17 protein-coding genes are annotated in these 17064 nt (G+C 51.9%); 11 read left to right on the top strand and 6 right to left on the bottom strand.

All coding sequences use genetic code 11. The annotated features are described in order from the left end of the window. Positions 1–70 precede the first annotated feature (70 nt). Positions 71–2536: a valine--tRNA ligase gene (locus ACZ5OO_RS05675; RefSeq protein ID WP_464078012.1), complete on the bottom strand. Its 2466-nt coding sequence runs from the start codon at positions 2534–2536 to the stop codon at positions 71–73. Between the two features lie 86 nt (positions 2537–2622). Here ACZ5OO_RS05675 and ACZ5OO_RS05670 point away from each other — a divergent pair, with 86 nt between their 5' ends. From ACZ5OO_RS05670 to ACZ5OO_RS05655, 4 genes are all read left to right on the top strand, one after another. Beyond that, the gene (locus ACZ5OO_RS05670; protein WP_464078011.1) at positions 2623–3276 is read left to right on the top strand and encodes a hypothetical protein; all 654 of its coding nucleotides are present in this window, start codon (positions 2623–2625) and stop codon (positions 3274–3276) included. A gap of 59 nt (positions 3277–3335) precedes the next feature. After that, positions 3336–4718 (top strand): aminoacyl--tRNA ligase-related protein, encoded by a 1383-nt coding sequence (locus tag ACZ5OO_RS05665; RefSeq protein ID WP_464078010.1) that lies wholly within the window; start codon positions 3336–3338, stop codon positions 4716–4718. Positions 4719–4728: 10 nt separating this feature from the next. Continuing rightward, entirely contained in the window at positions 4729–5184 is a 456-nt protein-coding gene (locus ACZ5OO_RS05660; RefSeq protein ID WP_013266203.1) for a RecB-family nuclease, read from the top strand. Between the two features lie 142 nt (positions 5185–5326). Then, a complete protein-coding gene (locus ACZ5OO_RS05655; RefSeq protein WP_013266202.1) occupies positions 5327–5731 on the top strand; it encodes a hypothetical protein in 405 nt (134 codons plus the stop codon). Between the two features lie 99 nt (positions 5732–5830). Here ACZ5OO_RS05655 and ACZ5OO_RS05650 read toward each other — a convergent pair whose 3' ends face one another. Continuing rightward, positions 5831–6136 carry a hypothetical protein gene (locus ACZ5OO_RS05650; RefSeq protein WP_013266201.1) on the bottom strand — a complete coding sequence of 102 codons (306 nt, stop codon included), beginning with the start codon at positions 6134–6136 and terminating at the stop codon, positions 5831–5833. 114 nt (positions 6137–6250) lie between these two features. Further along, on the bottom strand, positions 6251–6883 hold the full coding sequence (locus tag ACZ5OO_RS05645) for a zinc metalloprotease (protein ID WP_464078009.1): 633 nt from the start codon (positions 6881–6883) through the stop codon (positions 6251–6253). 69 nt (positions 6884–6952) lie between these two features. Here ACZ5OO_RS05645 and ACZ5OO_RS05640 point away from each other — a divergent pair, with 69 nt between their 5' ends. Next, entirely contained in the window at positions 6953–7477 is a 525-nt protein-coding gene (locus ACZ5OO_RS05640) for a nicotinamide-nucleotide adenylyltransferase (RefSeq protein ID WP_148217090.1), read from the top strand. A 20-nt stretch (positions 7478–7497) separates the two neighbouring features. Here the strand turns inward: ACZ5OO_RS05640 and prf1 are convergent, their stop codons facing one another. Then, a complete protein-coding gene (gene prf1 / locus ACZ5OO_RS05635) occupies positions 7498–8628 on the bottom strand; it encodes a peptide chain release factor aRF-1 (protein WP_173072223.1) in 1131 nt (376 codons plus the stop codon). A gap of 137 nt (positions 8629–8765) precedes the next feature. Between prf1 and ACZ5OO_RS05630 the strand changes: the two genes are divergently transcribed. Together ACZ5OO_RS05630 and ACZ5OO_RS05625 are read left to right on the top strand one after the other, a co-directional pair. Beyond that, positions 8766–11180: a hypothetical protein gene (locus ACZ5OO_RS05630; protein WP_464078008.1), complete on the top strand. Its 2415-nt coding sequence runs from the start codon at positions 8766–8768 to the stop codon at positions 11178–11180. Between the two features lie 246 nt (positions 11181–11426). After that, positions 11427–11777 carry a hypothetical protein gene (locus ACZ5OO_RS05625; protein ID WP_464078007.1) on the top strand — a complete coding sequence of 117 codons (351 nt, stop codon included), beginning with the start codon at positions 11427–11429 and terminating at the stop codon, positions 11775–11777. Between the two features lie 135 nt (positions 11778–11912). Here ACZ5OO_RS05625 and rimI read toward each other — a convergent pair whose 3' ends face one another. Next, a complete protein-coding gene (gene rimI, locus ACZ5OO_RS05620) occupies positions 11913–12503 on the bottom strand; it encodes a ribosomal protein S18-alanine N-acetyltransferase (protein ID WP_013266195.1) in 591 nt (196 codons plus the stop codon). 94 nt (positions 12504–12597) lie between these two features. On the opposite strand from rimI, the gene coaBC reads away from it, so the two are divergent. The 4 genes from coaBC (at position 12598) to ACZ5OO_RS05600 (ending at position 16469) form a co-directional block, all read left to right on the top strand. Continuing rightward, the gene (coaBC, locus tag ACZ5OO_RS05615) at positions 12598–13839 is read left to right on the top strand and encodes a bifunctional phosphopantothenoylcysteine decarboxylase/phosphopantothenate--cysteine ligase CoaBC (protein ID WP_013266194.1); all 1242 of its coding nucleotides are present in this window, start codon (positions 12598–12600) and stop codon (positions 13837–13839) included. A 110-nt stretch (positions 13840–13949) separates the two neighbouring features. Beyond that, a complete protein-coding gene (locus tag ACZ5OO_RS05610) occupies positions 13950–14786 on the top strand; it encodes an NAD+ synthase (protein ID WP_013266193.1) in 837 nt (278 codons plus the stop codon). A gap of 38 nt (positions 14787–14824) precedes the next feature. Next, positions 14825–15664 carry a pantoate kinase gene (locus ACZ5OO_RS05605; RefSeq protein ID WP_464078006.1) on the top strand — a complete coding sequence of 280 codons (840 nt, stop codon included), beginning with the start codon at positions 14825–14827 and terminating at the stop codon, positions 15662–15664. Between the two features lie 4 nt (positions 15665–15668). Continuing rightward, on the top strand, positions 15669–16469 hold the full coding sequence (locus ACZ5OO_RS05600; protein WP_464078005.1) for a 4-phosphopantoate--beta-alanine ligase: 801 nt from the start codon (positions 15669–15671) through the stop codon (positions 16467–16469). On the opposite strand, the gene ACZ5OO_RS05595 is transcribed toward ACZ5OO_RS05600, so the two are convergent. Continuing rightward, positions 16419–17054, bottom strand: coding sequence for a hypothetical protein (locus ACZ5OO_RS05595; RefSeq protein WP_464078004.1), 636 nt, complete (start codon positions 17052–17054; stop codon positions 16419–16421). The genes ACZ5OO_RS05600 and ACZ5OO_RS05595 overlap by 51 nt on opposite strands. Between the last annotated feature and the right edge of the window lie 10 nt (positions 17055–17064).

The raw sequence follows: 17064 nt of genomic DNA, 5'->3' as shown, positions 1-17064 counted from the left end.
CTAGTCACTCGTGCTGTAAGCTGAGGACTCGGACTAAAACTCTAACAGCGGAAGCATTCATAATTTGTTATTATATTGAAAGGTCAGCGCCCGTAGAAGGTAGGGGAGCTAAATAAATTCCAGGGCCTATGTTAGTCCAGTCTGGCAGAGGCCTCTCATATGTTACAAACTTAGCCTTATGGAAGAGCTTTAAGTCATCTAAGTAAGGCGACAGCCTGGCCGGTACGGCCACCGCGTAGTCCTTTATGGGATCCGTCAGCCTAAGCCCGCTTGCCTTCTTGTAGGCCCACACCGAGCTGTTGACATTCATAATCTGTCTGGCGTCCTCAGCCAGTTCGTTAAGGTTTGGCGCTTCTATAAGTTTCTCGGGCAGGCGCTCAGCATGCACGCTTCTTCCGTAGAGCTGCCTGTAAACGTAGTCGGTCACAAAGGGCATTATAGGTGATAGCAGCACTAGGGCTGCCCTAAAGATCCTGTGCAGCGTGTACCAGGCCGAGGCCCTGTCCTCGTAGGGGTAGCCCTCTGAGTACGCCCTGTCCTTAACTAGCTCAACGTAGTGAGCCGCAAAGACGTTCCATGAGAGCTCGTAAAGTTGTACCGCAGGTTCATAGACGTCGAGGTCCTCGTATCCCTTGACTGCCGCATCCAAATACTGCTGGGCCAGGGCCAGGAACGCCCTGTCTATGGGCCTGAGGCTACTAACCTCCTGGGACTCTGGGAAGGCAGAAATGAACCTCGCCAGGTTCCAGAGCTTTGTGGCGAAGTTCCTGCCGGTTATGACCTTCTTCTCATCATACCTGTAGTCATAGCCTAGCTTGGCCGATGAGGCGGCCCAGAAGCGGAACGCGTCGGCTCCGTACTTATTTATAATGGGGTCAGGGTCTATTACGTTGCCTAAGCTCTTGTGCATAGGCCTTCCCTTAGGGTCAAGGCCCATGCCAGTTATCCTAATCCACCTGAACGCGGGCTTTCCGGTCAGCTGGTAAACCCTCAGCAGCGAGTAATAGAGCCACGTCCTTATGATGTCCTCGCCCTGGGGCCTCAGCACGTTTGGGGAGGCCTTCTTGAAGAACTCCGGGTCCTCGAGCCACTTGGTCACGTAAAGCATTGAAATGCTCGAGTCGAACCAGGTGTCAAAGACGCGGGTCTCCCCCTTGAGGTACTCCTTGGGCGCCCCGCACGCAGGGCACCTGTCCCATGGGGGCTCCTCCTCCCAGGGCCTGTAGTATCTGCCTGGCTCTGGGACCAGGAGGGACCCGCACTTCGTGCACCTCCAGAGCGGTATCTCGGTGCCGTAGTATCTGTCCCTTGATATGGGCCAGTCCATAGCTATAGAGTCAAGCCACTCAAGCAGCTTCCTCCTGTGAAACTCGGGCCTCACATCGAGCTTGCTTACGAGCTCCTTCATCTGCTCCCTCAGGTCAAGCTGTCTCAGGAAGAGTTCTGTCCTGTTTATTATTTGCAGTGGTGTCTTACACCTCCAGCACACGGGCACTGTGTGTTTAACTCTGACCTTCTTAACTAACAGCCCTCTATTTTCAAGCTCCTCAACGACCTTCCTGCGGGCCTCCTCGACCTTTAGGCCCGCCAGGAACCCTGCCTCCTCTGTCATGCGGCCGTCCTGATCTATGATGACCTTAGGCTTGAGGTTCAGCTCCCTGAAGAGCCTCACGTCATCTTCATCGCCGTAGCTGCAGACCATCTCAAGCCCTGTGCCGAAGTTCATGTCAACGCTCGGGTGCTCTACAATGGAGACCTCGTTTCCAAATATAGGCGCTACTGCTCTCTTACCTGCGAGGCCCTTGTACCTGTTGTCCTGAGGGTTATAGGCTAAGGCTGCACAGGCAGGGAGCAGCTCAGGCCTAGTAGTGGCCACTACAAGATCTTGGTCTGAGTCAGCGAGGCGGTATTTAATGAAGTAGATAAAGTCCTCCCTCTCTTCATACTCTATCTCGGCCTCTGCCAGCGTTGTGCCGCAGCGGGGGCACCACCTCACAGGCCTCTCGGCCTCGTATATCATGCCCCTCTTGAACAGGTCTATGAACGTCCTCTGGGTCATGGCTCTGTACTTAGGGCTGTCAGTGCCATCGCGCCAGTAGTCGAAGGAGCAGCCAAGCCTTGTCCACACGTTAACGAGGTCCTTCTCAGCCTTGTCCAGGAACTCCCTGCAGAGCTCCAGGAACTTCCTCCTGCCTTCAGGCGTCGCGGCCATTTCCTTAGCATTGATATTATATGTTTTCTCCACCTGGACCTCCACAGGTAGCCCATTTCTGTCAGCATAGAATGGCACTAGTACATAGTATCCCTTCAGCCTGAAGTACCTCGCGATCATGTCTATCTGCGCGTAGTGGGCTGCGCCTCCTACATGCCACTTGCCGCTGGCATAGGGCGGCGGCGTATCTATCACTAGCACCTCCTTCTCGCGCCACTCGGCGGCGCCCGTTGAGGAGGCCGCTTCCTTGCGCCATAAGTCGAGTAGCTCAAGCTCCTTGTTGACGTCCCATCGGGTTTCGCTTATCTTTGGCTCTAGCTTCAATTGGGCTGCACCTTTCAGACATCCAAGGCTCACAGGTTTTTATTTACCTTATTACCTCACGGCGACTATAGGCCGCTTGAGAGGGCATGAGCTGGGCTAGGATAGTAGCCGTTTTGGCCGTGGCGACCGCTGTAGAGGCCCTATCCATGGTAGCGAGGCAGCGGCCTATTGCTGCGACTAGCCTTGGGAGCTTCATCTACTATGTTCTGCTACTTTCTGTGCTGCCTCTCGTGACTGCGGTGGGAGCAGCTGTGTCTGTGGTCCTCACGGGCAGCCCTTACCCTGGCATAGCCATCTCCGCTATACCTCTGAGCTTATCCTCGTCATTTCAGGCCCTTCTGGTCGGCCTCGCGTCGCTGGTAGTCAGCCTAGTTGCTACGCTAGCCACGTACTTCTTGTTAGAGCTAAGGGGTCGTCAGCCAGGCTCCGGTCCAATAGCGAGAGCTAGGTCCCCCTCTGCGGTTCCCTTAGCTTCAGCATCCCTCGGGCTAGCTATCCAGTCGTTTTCAGCCTCCATTACAGGTTCTCTAATTTACAGCGAGGCTGTCTATTTGGCGGCGTCGGTCACTGCCGCAGTCATATCATCCCTAGCCTCGAGGGGGCTGCTCAAGGAACTTGCATATGGTCTCCTGTCATCACTAGGCCCGCTCGGCTTGGCTGTCGTGCTCTCAACAGTTTTAATTCAAGAAAGGGGCTTAGACAGGATGAGTCAGGGAGTTCAGGCACCTAAGAAACCTTAAAAAAGCAATTCATCTCACACTGAAAACGATGATAAAAGTTGAGCCAAGAGAAGGACCACATGGACTACGCCCAAGACCTTGATATAGCTGCGAGGCCTGACTTAACAATATCCGTGCTAGGAACCGACGTGGGGTCCCTGTTGGGCCATGGAATACCTCTCTTCACCATAGGCGGCGGATACCTCAGGTCTGCGCTCTCGCAGATATTAGTGAACTTCCACGCGAGGAGAGGCTATTACATAGCCGAGACGCCCATAGTGAGCAGCGGCGCCCTCTTTGAGCTCTCAGGTCACATGGGCTACTACAAGCAGAACATGTTCGTCTTCCAGGTAGAGGGCAAGGAGTATGCGGTAAAGCCAATGAATTGCCCCTTCCACATACTCATATTTCTGAGCGAAGTCACAAGGCACCGCAACAAGGTGAGCCTGCCATTCAAGGTATTTGAGGTTGGCAGGGTTCACAGGCTGGAGCCCAGCGGAAGCGTCTATGGGCTCCTCAGGTCAAGGAGCTTCACGCAGGACGACGCTCACATAATAACTCTTGGCAAGGACGCGGTAAACGTCATCACCTCGGTATTTGATGAGATGATAACTATTTACTCAAAACTGTTTAATGTGGAGATGAACCCCTCCACTGTGACGCTCAGGCTGAGCCTTTCTGATAAGAGCAAGATAGGGACTGACTTCATGGGCACAAAGGATGAGTGGGAGAAGGCTGAGGACTTCCTGAGGGGTGCGCTAGAGGCCATAGCAAGCAAGTATGGACTAAGGTACACGGCCGCTGAGGGCGAAGCCGCATTCTATGGCCCGAAAATAGACGTGCTGGTGAAGTTGGGGAGCGGCCAGGAGGGCAAGGAGTGGCAGCTAGGCACCATACAGTTCGACTTTAACCTGCCCAGGAGGTTTAAGATATTTGATGCCGCCAAGGAACTCTATGGAAGTGAGGACGTTTACATAATACACCGCGCCCTAATAGGTTCCATAGAGAGGTTCCTCGGCGCGTACCTTGACAACTACAAGGGCAGGCTACCCTTCGTCTTAGCGCCCCTGCAGTTCGCAGTGCTGGCGATAAAGGCGGGCGACGAGTTTGACAAGAGAGTCGAGGACTTTGCCTTATCGCTCCACCGCGCCCTGGTGGCGAAGGGCTTTAGGTCAGGCTACGGGGAGACCACCAGGACCTCGCTCTCGGGCGACGTAAGGCTCCTGGAGTCAGGCCCCAAGCCTGCGGCCATAGTTTACGTGGGGAGAAGGGAGATAGAGAAGGGCTCTGTAACAGTGTCAATTTACGAAGGAGGCTCTAGAAGGCAGACATCAGTAAACGCTAGTGACCCCCTGGGAGCCGCTGATGCCATAGAGTCCCTGGCCTCTCGCCTGGAGGAGCCCGTAAAAGAGATAGCTGGCATGGTACCAAGGATCCCCGGCGACCTGAGCTACCAGCTGTGAGGTGCAGAGATTGAGGAAGGTCATACCAGTCATTCATAACACCTCAAGCGTTCAGAGGCTAGTTGACATGGCCAGGATAGTGCTCAGTATGAACATAGATCTCCTGGTGGCGACCAAAGTTTATGGGGCCGCGGCGCAGTCAGGCATTGCTGAGGCCTTTAGGCTTCTGCTCAAGGCCGGCAAGGGCTTGGTCGTGTTACCTGAGCTTAAGGACGCCGTGGAGACTTACGACGGCACGCAGGTGTTTTTAGTAGATAAGGAGCACGCCGCGGAGCTCGTCGACCCACTCTCGGGGGACTTCACTGCAGGCTCAAACAGCCCACTGATGCTTGTGTTTAACGGCTCTGACGCTCCTTTCAGCCCACAGGAGCTCTCCCTTGGCAAGCCGATCTACATAAAGGGCCTGTCCTACAGGGCTGGGAGCACTGCAGAGGCCTCGCTGCTGCTTTATGGGATCCTAAGGTAAAGCCTCGTTATATGAATTGCAGGCCTTTATGGAGTTTGTGTATTAAGTTTATCTTTTATGTTACTTAATCGCAGTTTAACTAATTTCCCTCTACTCTAGGAAACACTTTAACTTTTAGGTTTCAGCTACCTACAATCTGCAGGTGAAAATTAATATGAATGATGGGAAGGGCGATGGGAAGGACGGCTCGCAAGTAAGCGAGGTCTCGATAACTGACGCCCTTTCTAGGATATATGAAGATGGTGATGTTATTGTTTATACAGCGCCTAATGAGGAGGAGCTCAAAGAGATCCTAGTTAATCTTCTTCGTCGTAATGGTAGGATGTCCGTGAAGGATTTCCATAGGTATCTCTCAGGCCTAGCCAGTGAGGACAAGATAAGATACGCGCTGAACGAGCTGCTACGGAACGATATTGTAACCATGGACAAACAGGGCTACTTCTACCTTACTGAGCTTCTGGAGGCCGAGGGCGAGTACTGGAGCGATGAGAGCGGAGAGAGCTCGGAGATCGGCGAGGCGTCTGATAACCTAGACGACTCTATGTGATCGCTAAGTTCAGGGATAGCCAAGACTTGGGTCCCCAATATATTTTATGCCGTAGATGAGCGAGCCTCACGTAATTTATGTGCAGGCACGCACAGAACGTCAAATAGATGTTATGCCCCACACTATATCTTGAAAGCTGTTCGGCAGAACCTTCTTCTTTGCAGTATAGTCGTCATAGACTCTCTCTAGGAAGTTGGTGAACATGGGGCATCCATCAAATCTACCCTCACGGTCACACTTGCCCTGCTGGTTGTTCATGGTAACCATGAGGAAGCATATCTGCGTCTTCTTATCATAGTATGGGCATAGTTTGTGCTGGCTCTTGGCGCTCTTAATCATCTTTATGACCCACCGCCTCTTGCCGTCCTCCTTGTCGGGCTCCCTTTCATCAGGTGTAAGCGACACAAAGCCTCACCACGAGACTCACAGTAGCAGGCAGGAAAGTAAAAACCTTCATATACAGTCCAGAAAATACTTAGTGGCTCCAATACAAACTGCTTTGATGACAACCTTCTGACTTCAGAGGAGCATCAAAGTTGCGGCAAAGAAAGCTATAGATACTATAAACATTATTATCCACAGCTCTAGGCTTAACCTAAAGATTTTGTATCCATCCAACGGCGGTATGGGCAACAGGTTGAAGAAGGCCAGATAGGAGTTTATGTTCGAGAAACCTATAAGCCACGTGGAAGTAAACGACGCGGCAAACACACTAGACACCAGGGTTCTCACCAGCGCTCCGGCTATGAGAGCCACTAAGGCCATTACTATATTGCTCATGGGGCCTGCGGCCACTGAGTACAGGATGCCCCTTCTGTCCTCTTCGAAGCCGCGGCTATAGACGCGAGTGTAGCCCGGCGCTATGAGCTTTATGGGGAGAATCGCCGTGACTAACGTAACTATGACTCCTAGCCAATTAATGACGTAACTTGACCTCATGCCATAACGGCGCGCCACGTTTCTGTGCATGAGTTCGTGGACAACCATACCAATGACTACTCCTCCCACTACGTAGCTATAAACGGACGTGTATGTGCTTAATCTGAAGGCTTGAACGCCCGCCATGGCTACAAGTACTGCTAGGATTCCAATTATCCATGAGTAAGGCTCGTCCACCTCAGCGTAGTACCATGGCCTTCTCCATGGACGCACTTCAATGCCCTCTTAAACATGAAGCGGAGCTTATTTTAGTTCTTTCGCCCAACCATCAGAGGGCGAGCTTTGACGGAGCGGGTGTTGCTTTACGGGAGGTTCCAGCCCTTCCACAGGGGTCATGTGAGCCTCGTTAAGTGGGCATTATCGCAGGGCTTCGACGAAGTAGTAATACTAGTTGGCATGGCCTCAGAGAACTACACTGTAAGGAATCCCTTTACTGCTGGCGAAAGGATCGAGATGGCAAGGCTCTCAGCTAAGGACGAGAACATAAGCCTCGACAGGATAGTTACTGCTACCATAGAGACCCTGGAGGTGAGCATCGGGTGCGCTTATTATGTGCTGTCCTACGTGCCTAAGGTTAAGGCAATAATGACTAGAAACCCAGTCATAGGCAAGGCGTTCTCGGACGCTGGCATAGAGGTCATAAGCCCACCTACCTTCAATCGCGAGGAGTGGAGGGGCGAGAGAATACGTGCGATGATAGCTCGCGGCGACCCTAAGTGGAAGGAATACGTCACGCCCTCCGTAGCAAAGTTCATAGAGGAGATAGGGGGTGTTGACAGAATACGAAAGATATCCTCCGAGGACTGAGGGCTGACGCTGAAAGCGGCCTAGCCCTGCTGTGAAGAGAGGTCCACTTTGTATCTCAGTATCCCGGCCAGGCCATCAAATGTCTTAAGAAACCACTCGGACTCGGGCAGAGACTCAGGTATTATGTAAACCTTCGCTCCCATAGACTCTGCTCTCTCCTTCCACTTGTCAACATCCTGCCTATCCTCATGTACGAGAAGAACAGCCACTGCGCCCATATCAAGGGCCCTCTCTAAGTCATCGGGACCATATATGGCTAAACCTGTTCCCTTAGCCAAGTGAAGCTTAAAGTTTTCGAAGGCATTCATTGTCTCCCTATAAAGGGACAGTTGAACTACATCATCGGCCTTCTCTAAGGCTTCCCTTATGCCCTCCTCACCCTGGTAAGAAACGTCGATTAGATGTGGGTCTACTATCTTCTGAAGCCTATAGTCAAGGTACCCAGACTTAATGAAGTCGGACTTGGCGTACCCAGGCCCGGCAACTATGATGGCCTTAAGCTTGCCAGCCTCATATATTGGCAGGAGGTACTCGTTAGCCCTCTCGCCCACCTTCTTCATGAAGTCGTCGACCATCTGCTCTATAATTCTGTCATATCTCCTCTGGCTCTGTCCTCCCATCATATGTTTTCCAGGTATAAAATCCTCGAGCTCCTCCAGTACCTGTATCCTTGACCCCTTGATTAGGCCTATGGTAGCGTGGTCCCTCTCCACTATTATGACTCCGACGGAGTCCTCATTCTCTATCATATCCTCTAGAATCTCTGTTATGAACCTCTTGTCGGTCCTGTAGTAAAAGACAGGGACCTTCTCAGGCGGGCTGAAGACGTAGCACTTGAAGTCCCCGTTGTCTAGGTTCTCGCCACAGAATGCCACAAGGCCATTAGGAGGAACCTTAGGTATCATGGAGAGCCTGTCTATGGCGGCCGCGATAGCCCTCTTCACAGCGTTTCGAGTTCGCTTAAGCTTAATGTTATCAGCCAGGGAGAGCTCCTCCCTAAGCATCTGGGTCACGTCGCTTATGGGCCTCCCAGGAGGGACGTAGAGGCTCAACAGCACAGTGGCCGGGGCGCTCCACTGCTTAAGCTCATTTATAACTTCCTTGAGCGTTCGCTTGTCTACCAACAGCTTCTTCTCTAAGTCCTCGCTCATGGTCCCTTTCCGGTTTAGAGTTAAGGCAGAGCCTATAAGGCCTTTCCTATTATTTACTTTATTTCTTTTTATATTATTCAAACGTGGGTGGGTAAAGTATATAGTGCTTGCACCTGCAAAGCGCTTCGGGTAGCGTAATGTCTAGAAGGGACAGTGGCCCAAGGACCCATAGCGAAGAGTCTTTCATGGATATCATAGAGAGGTTTTCGTTCCCTATATCATTGGCTGTTCTGTTGGCTATGATAGCGGTTAGCACCTACATAAGGCTCTTGCCAGGTCTAATCTACGGCTTTAAGTATGTCAACGGTAACGACCCTTGGATATTTTATTGGCTAGCTAATTACTTCTACGTCCACGACCTGGGCGGCCTTTCCCAGCTGTCTCACGTTGGCACGTTCTGGTATCCCTGGGGGAGGAACTTCCTGAAGACGGAGTACCTTGGCATTCCGTGGCTCTCGGCGTTCATGACTAAGCTCCTGGGCAAGGGCCAAGCCTTTATAATAGAGGCCGAGGGCCTTCTGCCGGTCATATTTGCCGTGATAGGAATAGCGGCCACGTACATGGCAGTCTACAGGGCCACCAGGTCAAAGCTGGGAGCAATAACTGCGGCGTCTGTCTACGCCTTCTACCCCGCTATAGTGCTTGACAAGTCCTTTGCAACGTATCCGGGCAAACAGGTCTCAGGCCTTGGAATTATAGCGCTCTCGCTGTACTTCCTCGCCGTAGCTTACACTTCCACTTCGAGGAATAGGTCCCTCGTGGCTGCGCTGGTAGGAGGCATAGTAGGAGGCTCCCTCGCGTGGCTATGGGGAGGCTATGAATACGTTGCACTAATACTGGCGGTTATAGTGCTGCTGGACCCCTTCATTGTAAGCCCCACCATGGACAGGTTCTATAAGCATCTGGCCGCGGCAGTAGGCTACCTGGCAGTGCTTTCAACGTCCCCTGCAGTAGGGCCCACTTACGTCTACCACAGCCTAGGCCTCGCCCTTTTGGCAGTTCTCGCAGTTTACTTCTTAGAGGCTAACGTTGAAAAGCTGCACCTTGAAAGGCTGCACCTCACGAGCACGTTTACGAGGAAGATGCATCTGTGGGTCATAATCCTAGGCGTGGGGCTTCTTGCGGCAGCTGCAATGTCGGGCATAATATCATTGCCCTCAAGGGTGCTGCTAGCGCTCGGAATAAGGCCACTAACGGGCGTTGTGCCGCTTACCGTGCAGGAGTATATGCCCATACCGTTCTCAGAGGCAATGGCCGAATATGGGCCCGTCTTCTTCGTGACGCTTATAGGATTAATAGTGCTCATTTATGACGTTGTTGCAAGGCGTGAGAGGCTAAGCAGCACCGATACCTTAAGGGTTGCGTTCTTGGCGCTTGGCGTGCTCTTTATGGTGGCCAGCATAAATGAGGCCTACTTCATACCTTCAGCCGCATTTTTCCTGGCGCTCTCAGCAGGAACCTCCATAGGGGCTCTAACGTCCATGCACGTAAGCTACTTCGACAAGAAGACAAGGCGCACCTACTATAAGAGGGAGCCAGCTGCACTTGCAGTAGGGGTCATACTGGCCATAATTATCCTTGGGTTCGCGGCTTATTACATTCCTGAGGATTACGCTGCGCTGAAACTGGACGCGCCGGCAGTGACCACCGGCTGGCTGACGGCGCTTTCAGTGCCCACCTCCAATGGTACTAGCAGAGTCATAGTACCCCTTAACAATGCCTGGATTGCAGCCCTTAACTACATCAAGTATAACACGTCAAAGAAGTCCATAGTAGTGTCGTGGTGGGACTATGGCTACTGGATAGCAGCGTTAGGCAACAGGACAACAGTAGTTGACGGCTCTACAATTAACGGAACTCAGATAGGGCTGGTGGCTAACGTGTTCACTGCTCCAGTGAACCAGAGCCCTGTCTACCTTGAAATGATGAGGCTGGCGCCAAACGATACATACCTAATAACTTATGATATATTCATTGGTATCTATGATAATAGCACCCACAGCGTGATAATGTTCCCATACCCTAACGTATACCCCGTTAATCCTCAGGCAGGAGTTTATGCCATAACTTACGGGCTCGGTGATATCGCTAAATCTTACCAAATGTTAAGGATAGCCCTTAGAGTTAACCCGTATGCTGACAGCCCCTTCTTCTCTAACTACACCTCAGTAACTACTGAGAGTAATTACGAATTCTACCAGTTCCCAGCGTTTGTTGGAGGTCCGAGCTCCAACGTTAGTTTAACCCTCCACACCACCATATACGATCTCATGATGTATGGCATCAGCGTGTTAAACAAGTACGGCTACTTTGGAACAGGCGCGAAGTTCCTCACTAATGTAACTTCGTTCGTGCCTGCCGGGGTGCAATACGTCGATCCGCTCACGGGCTCCATAGTGCCAGAACCCATAACTCCCCCTAGCCCGCTGCCGTACTACCAGCCGGCCAAGGTGTTCATTTCAGTGCCATATGCATGGAGCCCGGCAGGCTCCAACGTGACGTACTTCTACAGCGTCGTTGTATTCCTTTATAGGTGGACGGGCGTCATTTAAGCCCGAACGCCACTTGGGCCCTTCGGCCTTTGACCCCAAATCAATTTAACTTTTGATCACAACATACTCTTAGGTGCTGCTAATTTGCCAAGGCTATTTGGAAAGAAATCGCAGCCCACGGACTCAAGACGACAAGTACTGGATGACTTAGTAAAGGCTCAGATGTATCTAATCAATGCGAGGAAGAGCGTTCGGAACAGCATGGTAAGGCTAAGGGCTTACTCAAAGGAAAATGAGCTTAAACAAATGGAGGATACCTTGAACGCGCTCGACTGGCTGCTTGAGTGGGCCCTGTTGAAGGTACAGACTCTAATTACAGTGGGCTTAGTCAACTGGAGGGAGGTGGCCACAGTTATGAACGTAGTGAAGAAGGTTATGCAGGAGTACAGCTACCTCGACCCAAGAATTGAGGAGGAAATATCGGGCGCCGAGGAGAGCCTCTCCAGGGCATGGATGAACATAGAGCCATCGCTGCCAGAAGAGTTTAGTGAGAAGGACCTAACGTCGATAGAGGAAGAGGCTAAAAAGGTTATTAAAGAGGCAGAGATGGTCGCCAAGAGCAGAGGAAGCGCCAACACCCTAGCATCGCAGCAATAACGCCTTTTCCAAGGCTCGCTAAATGGCCATACGGGCGAGAGCCCGCTGCCAGAGGGTTACGGTATACGTAACAGGACTATAAGGTAAACATTTAGAGTCGTGAATGGAAGTCCTGGTCTCAATTGGCTTAGAGGCCTATTGTACAGGCTTTAGCCGCTTCACCATTACGTAAGCGTCCTCACCATCCCTATAGTAGCCTTTGATTATCCTGACTTTTTCAAAGCCGAACTTCTCGTAGAGGTTTATGGCGGGGGTATTCGAGACCCTGACCTCAAGGTATATAGCGTCTACGTCATACTTTGATTTGAGCACATTTATAGCTTCTTGCATAAGGGCCGACCCAACGCCTTTCCGTCTATACTCAGCTAGAACAGCTATGGAAATCACGTGACCTACCTTAGCGGACTCCGAAAACCTCCTCCTAATGGCGTCCAACAGGCCCTCGCTTTTTCCTGGCCTTTCTGTCAGCTCGTTTTCAAGGCCCATAAGAACCTTGTCGTGGGTCTCTTCGACCCTGTTCATAATGTAGCCTATAATTTTGCCCTGGTGCTCGGCTACTAGGAAGGCGTCTCCCCACTCGTTAAGCACGTAAACATAGAAGCTGTACCAGTAGTTTTCGGGAAGGCTTGCTAGGTTAACCTCCATTACCTGATCTATGTCCTCCTCCCTCGCCCTTCTTATAATAAAAGGAAAGCCTTCACTGCCCTCCTGCTCCTCCGCTTTCACTTCAGGGCGCCTGGGAGCCTGTGACTTTGTAAGGTTAATAAACGGCTCTTAACTTTAAATTACAGTTGTTCAGAGAGGACCGTTGGGCTAGGCATTGAGCTTCAGGCACCCCTCACTTGACATAACAGGGTCAACGTCAAAGGAACTCGCAGGACACTGCATAGCCTTAGGCGTGACAGCCAGCGCTTCGATATATAGGTCGCTTGACACGGCAAGGGCCCTCATGAGAAGGGGAGCTGAAGTTCATGTCATAATGACTAGGGCCGCGGCTGACCTGGTTAGTCCGAAGCTCTTTCACTGGGCCACAGGAAATAGACCTGTAGTTGCGATAAGCGGCGATATAGAGCATGTAGAGATGGCTCACAGCTGCTCAGCTATGCTTTTGGCCCCTGCGACGTATTCATCTATAACTAAGCTCGCGTTAGGCATAGCTGACAACCCAGTGGTGCTCACTGCAATAACAATGATGGGTTACGGAAGGCCCGTCGCTGTAGTCCCTGCAATGCATGAAGGCATGGAAAGGAGCCCCCAATATCAAGACGCCGTGAGCAGGCTAAAGGGCATGGGGGTGCTGGTAATACCGCCGCTTGAAGCCGAGTCCGTAGCTAAGTACCCGGACCCCTACCTGGTGGCCCGCGCGTTCACTTCGTTTGCCCTCAGGGGCTTCGATATGAAGGGCCTTAGGGTGCTGGTCACGGCTGGGGCCACCAGAAGCTGGATAGACTCGGTGAGGTTCGTATCTAACCCCAGCTCCGGGAGGATGGGCGTTGAGATAGCCATAGACGCTTTCGCAAGGGGGGCGGAGGTTGACGTAATATATGGTCATGTAGATGTCAAAATACCTCACTTCGTGAATTCCTATCATGTTGAGACGACGGAGGAGATGGCGGAGAGAATGCGCGAGCTCACCGCCTCAAGAAGTTATGATATAATAGTTGGCGCTGCGGCGCCTCTGGACTTCACGGTTGAGGCCCCCTACAAGGGCAAGCTCAAGAGCGACTCGAGTTATACCATAACCCTTAGGCCCGCGCCAAAGACCCTAAAGTCCATAACATTGAAGCCTAAGGTATTGATATCGTTCGCAGCAGATGTAGCAACTACGGAGAAGGAGCTCATAAGCTCAGCCATGGAAAAGGCCTCTAAGTACGGTGCTACGCTAGTGGCTGCAAATCCAGTTAATGTAGGCACTTATGGCTTTGCGAGCGAGTACGATAAGGTTGTTGTGGTTGACACGGGCACAGGTAGGATCTATGACTTGGGCCTGGATAGGAAAGAGTCGCTCGCCAGGAAGATACTTGATATCGCGTTGTCACAGATAAAGTCACGCAACGGCTAAGCGTGGCGTAATCCTAGCCATCGCTATCAGAGGTGAGCTAAACCGCGAAATCGATCTGATACTCAAGGAACTTTAAAAGTGTAGCGCACTAGATGTAACAGAGGGCGCCTTTGAATTCCAAGAGGATTTTGTTAGATGATGTAATTAATATAGACTACGAAAAGGCCATAGACGCGATAACCTCCTTTATAAAGGACTTCCTGGAGAGCTCCTCCGTTAAGGGCTTTGTAATAGGCGTTAGTGGCGGTGTTGACTCGGCGGCGACTTACTTTGCGGCAGTTAAAGCCGTAGGTCCAGAGAAGGTCATGGCGTTAATTATGCACGACTCCACCGTAACTCCAAAGGAGGATGTTGATGACGCAAAACATCTAATTGAAATTGCTAGGACGCAGTATAACATCATAGATATAGCCCCTATAGTGGAGACCTATAGGTCAACCATACCAGTTTATGACCCTGCAGATACGGTTCCGCTTGGCAACCTAAGGGCCAGGATCAGGATGTCGCTGCTCTACTACTATGCTAATAAGTTTAATTATGCAGTCTTAGGCACTGGAGACAGAAGCGAGGCCTTCTTAGGGTACTTCACTAAGTATGGTGATGGCGGTGTCGACCTCCTGCCTATAGCGCCGCTTCTGAAGAGCCAGGTCAGAAGGCTTGCACTGAAGCTGGGGGTGCCCGAGAAGGTCGCGTTCAAACCGAGCAGCCCACGGCTCTGGCCTGGACAGACGGCTGAGGGCGAGCTCGGAGTTAGCTATGATCAGGTTGACCTAGTCATACACGCCATCGAGGACCTCAAGATGACGCCGTCAGAGGCCGCCGAAGCGACCGGGGTAAGCATGGACATTATTAATAGGGTGCTTCAGCTGAACAAGTCAACTCAACACAAGAGGTCGCTGCCCCCTTCACCTTCGCTGGAGAGCGTGGTCAGATACATGCCACGATAATGTAAGAAATAGATATTTTTGTAAAAGGTGTTTCAAAGTTGGCCCCCGTCTGCGTCTCAGTGCCCCATCACATTACCGCTGCCTTTGTCCCAGTGTGGGGTAGCACTCCAAGGGACTCGGGCTCCGTGGGCGTAGGCATAGCTGTGGAGCCCCGTCTTGAGCTGTGTTACGACCTGAAGCTATCAGGGGAACCTGCAGGAACTGCCGCAAAACTTCTTGAAAGCAACGGCGTCGACTTATCGAAGGTTAAGTCCTCCAACCCGCTCCCCTGGAGCTTTGGTTACGCGACCAGCGGCGCCTCTGCGGTGGCTGCAGCCCACCTGGCGTCTTACCTCAAGGGCAAGAGCCTGGGCTCCCTCCTAGTCCAGGCGCATGAAATTGAAGTTCAGGACAGGACGGGACTTGGGGACGTGCTGGCCATTAGCTGTGGCCTGGGGCTAGTGCTTAGGAGAAGGGCGGGTCCCCCTGGCATAGGCCAAGTGGACTGCCTGTATCTGCCTAGGAGCATTTCCCTGCTTTCCATAGAGGCTGGGGGGATGAGCACAGAGTCGCTGCTCTCATCACTAGGTGATGACTTTTACGTGGAGTCGTCCAACGTGCTCAGGAAACTTGACGAGGAGCTGAGCCTTGAAGCGTTCATAGAGAGCGTGAGGGCGCTAAATGACAAACTGGGGCTTCCCAGCTCTATATTAGGCGCGCAGAACTTCGAGTACGTGACTAAGGTTCCAGGACTCTTAGGCTATTACACAAAAAAGAGGCTGGTGATCCTCATAATAGAGAGGGATCTCATAGGCGACGCTGTGGATTACCTTAGGAAGGGGCTTCCTTACGACACAAGGAAGTTAAGCCCTTCGGAGGCAGGTCCTTACCTGAGGTGAGCACATGGAGGACATACCGAGAAGCCATCCAAGGTACTGGTCGCTAGTGACAAGGCAGAAGCTAGTGGATGCCATGAAAGAGGGCGTAGTGGTCCCTCAGGGACTGATATCCCACGGCAGAGGGGAGGCCTTTGACTACATACTTGGCGAGAAGAGCCTGGACTTCGCCCTTGAAGCTGAGAGAACAGCTGTAGCCGCAATGCTACTTGCCAAGAGACCTATTATATCCGTAAATGGCAACTACGCTGCCTTAGCAGCCGACGATATAGTGAAGCTCTCAGAGCAGCTAAATGCCCCAATAGAGGTGAACGTCTTCCATAGGACCGAGGAAAGGGTAAAGGTCATAGAGGACTTCATGAAGAGGCACGGAGCCACGAGAGTTTATGGAATTGAGTGTCAGAAGACTCACATACCAGGCCTTGAGAGTGCAAGGGGCATAGTATGCGTTGATGGAATATATTCGGCAGACGTTGTTCTGGTAGCAATAGAAGATGGCGATAGAACGGAAGCGCTCAGAAGGATGGGCAAGGTAGTTATAGCCATAGACCTCAACCCCTTCAGTAGGACTGCTCAGGCGGCTTCAATAACTATAGTAGACGAGGCCATAAGAGCCACGAAGAATATGATAAGCATGGCTGAAGAGCTCAAGGGCTTGGGCAAAGATAAGTTAAGGGACATAGTTAGCAGCTACAGCAACAGGAGGACCCTTAGCATGGCATTCAAGGCAATGCTTGAGAGGCTCGAGTACGCGTCATCAAAGGGAATCATAATTGACCTGGGGTTCCGCGACGAAGTTAACGTTTGAACGGGTTCCCGCATACCTGGGAGTAACTATCTCCTCTGCCAGCCTGATTATTTCTTCTGCAAGGCCTATCTCGGATGAGAGCTCGTCAGGATATTGTGACTTGGCCTTCTCTAAGAACTCCACCAGGAGAGGAAGCGTGGTGAAGGCCTCCTTAGCCACCGCGCTCTTGTCGCCCCTCCTGGAGGCCGCCCTGAGCTCCATGAGAAGCCTCTGCGGGTTAAGGCTGTAGAACTGTATTTTAAGGAGCTTAAGCTTATAGTCCTCACTCTCAGCTACGGGCTTCCCCTCATATTTAGCTATAGCCTCCTCGACGTCCCTCCTCCTTAATATAACCCACCAGTGCTGGTTGCTGCTCCTATAGGAGGTTCTTATTATGCCATAGTTCTTCTCCAGCGCATAAAGCAGTGGAACAGGGTTATAGTCAAGACCATAGGCCGTCAGTTTGTCCTTAAGGTCCTTTAGGCTGAAGTCACCTAACTTAGCCCCGCCCCTCAGCGACGCCTCCAGCATTGATTTGAGGACGTAGTAGCCCCTATCGCCGTACTTTGCCAGAAACTCCTCCATGCTAGAGGCGTCGCCCTCCATGTCAATCGCC

Source organism: Acidilobus aceticus (assembly GCF_055392325.1).
This window is presented reverse-complemented; position numbering and strand designations above follow the sequence as displayed.

Coding starts and splice junctions, on each gene's coding strand:
- ACZ5OO_RS05600 (WP_464078005.1), top strand. CDS start 15,669: ATGGAGGACATACCGAGAAGCCATCCAAGGTACTGGTCGCTAGTGACA.
- prf1 (WP_173072223.1), bottom strand. CDS start 8,628: ATGAGCGAGGACTTAGAGAAGAAGCTGTTGGTAGACAAGCGAACGCTC.
- ACZ5OO_RS05665 (WP_464078010.1), top strand. CDS start 3,336: ATGGACTACGCCCAAGACCTTGATATAGCTGCGAGGCCTGACTTAACA.
- ACZ5OO_RS05595 (WP_464078004.1), bottom strand. CDS start 17,054: ATGGAGGGCGACGCCTCTAGCATGGAGGAGTTTCTGGCAAAGTACGGC.
- ACZ5OO_RS05670 (WP_464078011.1), top strand. CDS start 2,623: ATGAGCTGGGCTAGGATAGTAGCCGTTTTGGCCGTGGCGACCGCTGTA.
- ACZ5OO_RS05625 (WP_464078007.1), top strand. CDS start 11,427: ATGGAGGATACCTTGAACGCGCTCGACTGGCTGCTTGAGTGGGCCCTG.
- ACZ5OO_RS05630 (WP_464078008.1), top strand. CDS start 8,766: ATGTCTAGAAGGGACAGTGGCCCAAGGACCCATAGCGAAGAGTCTTTC.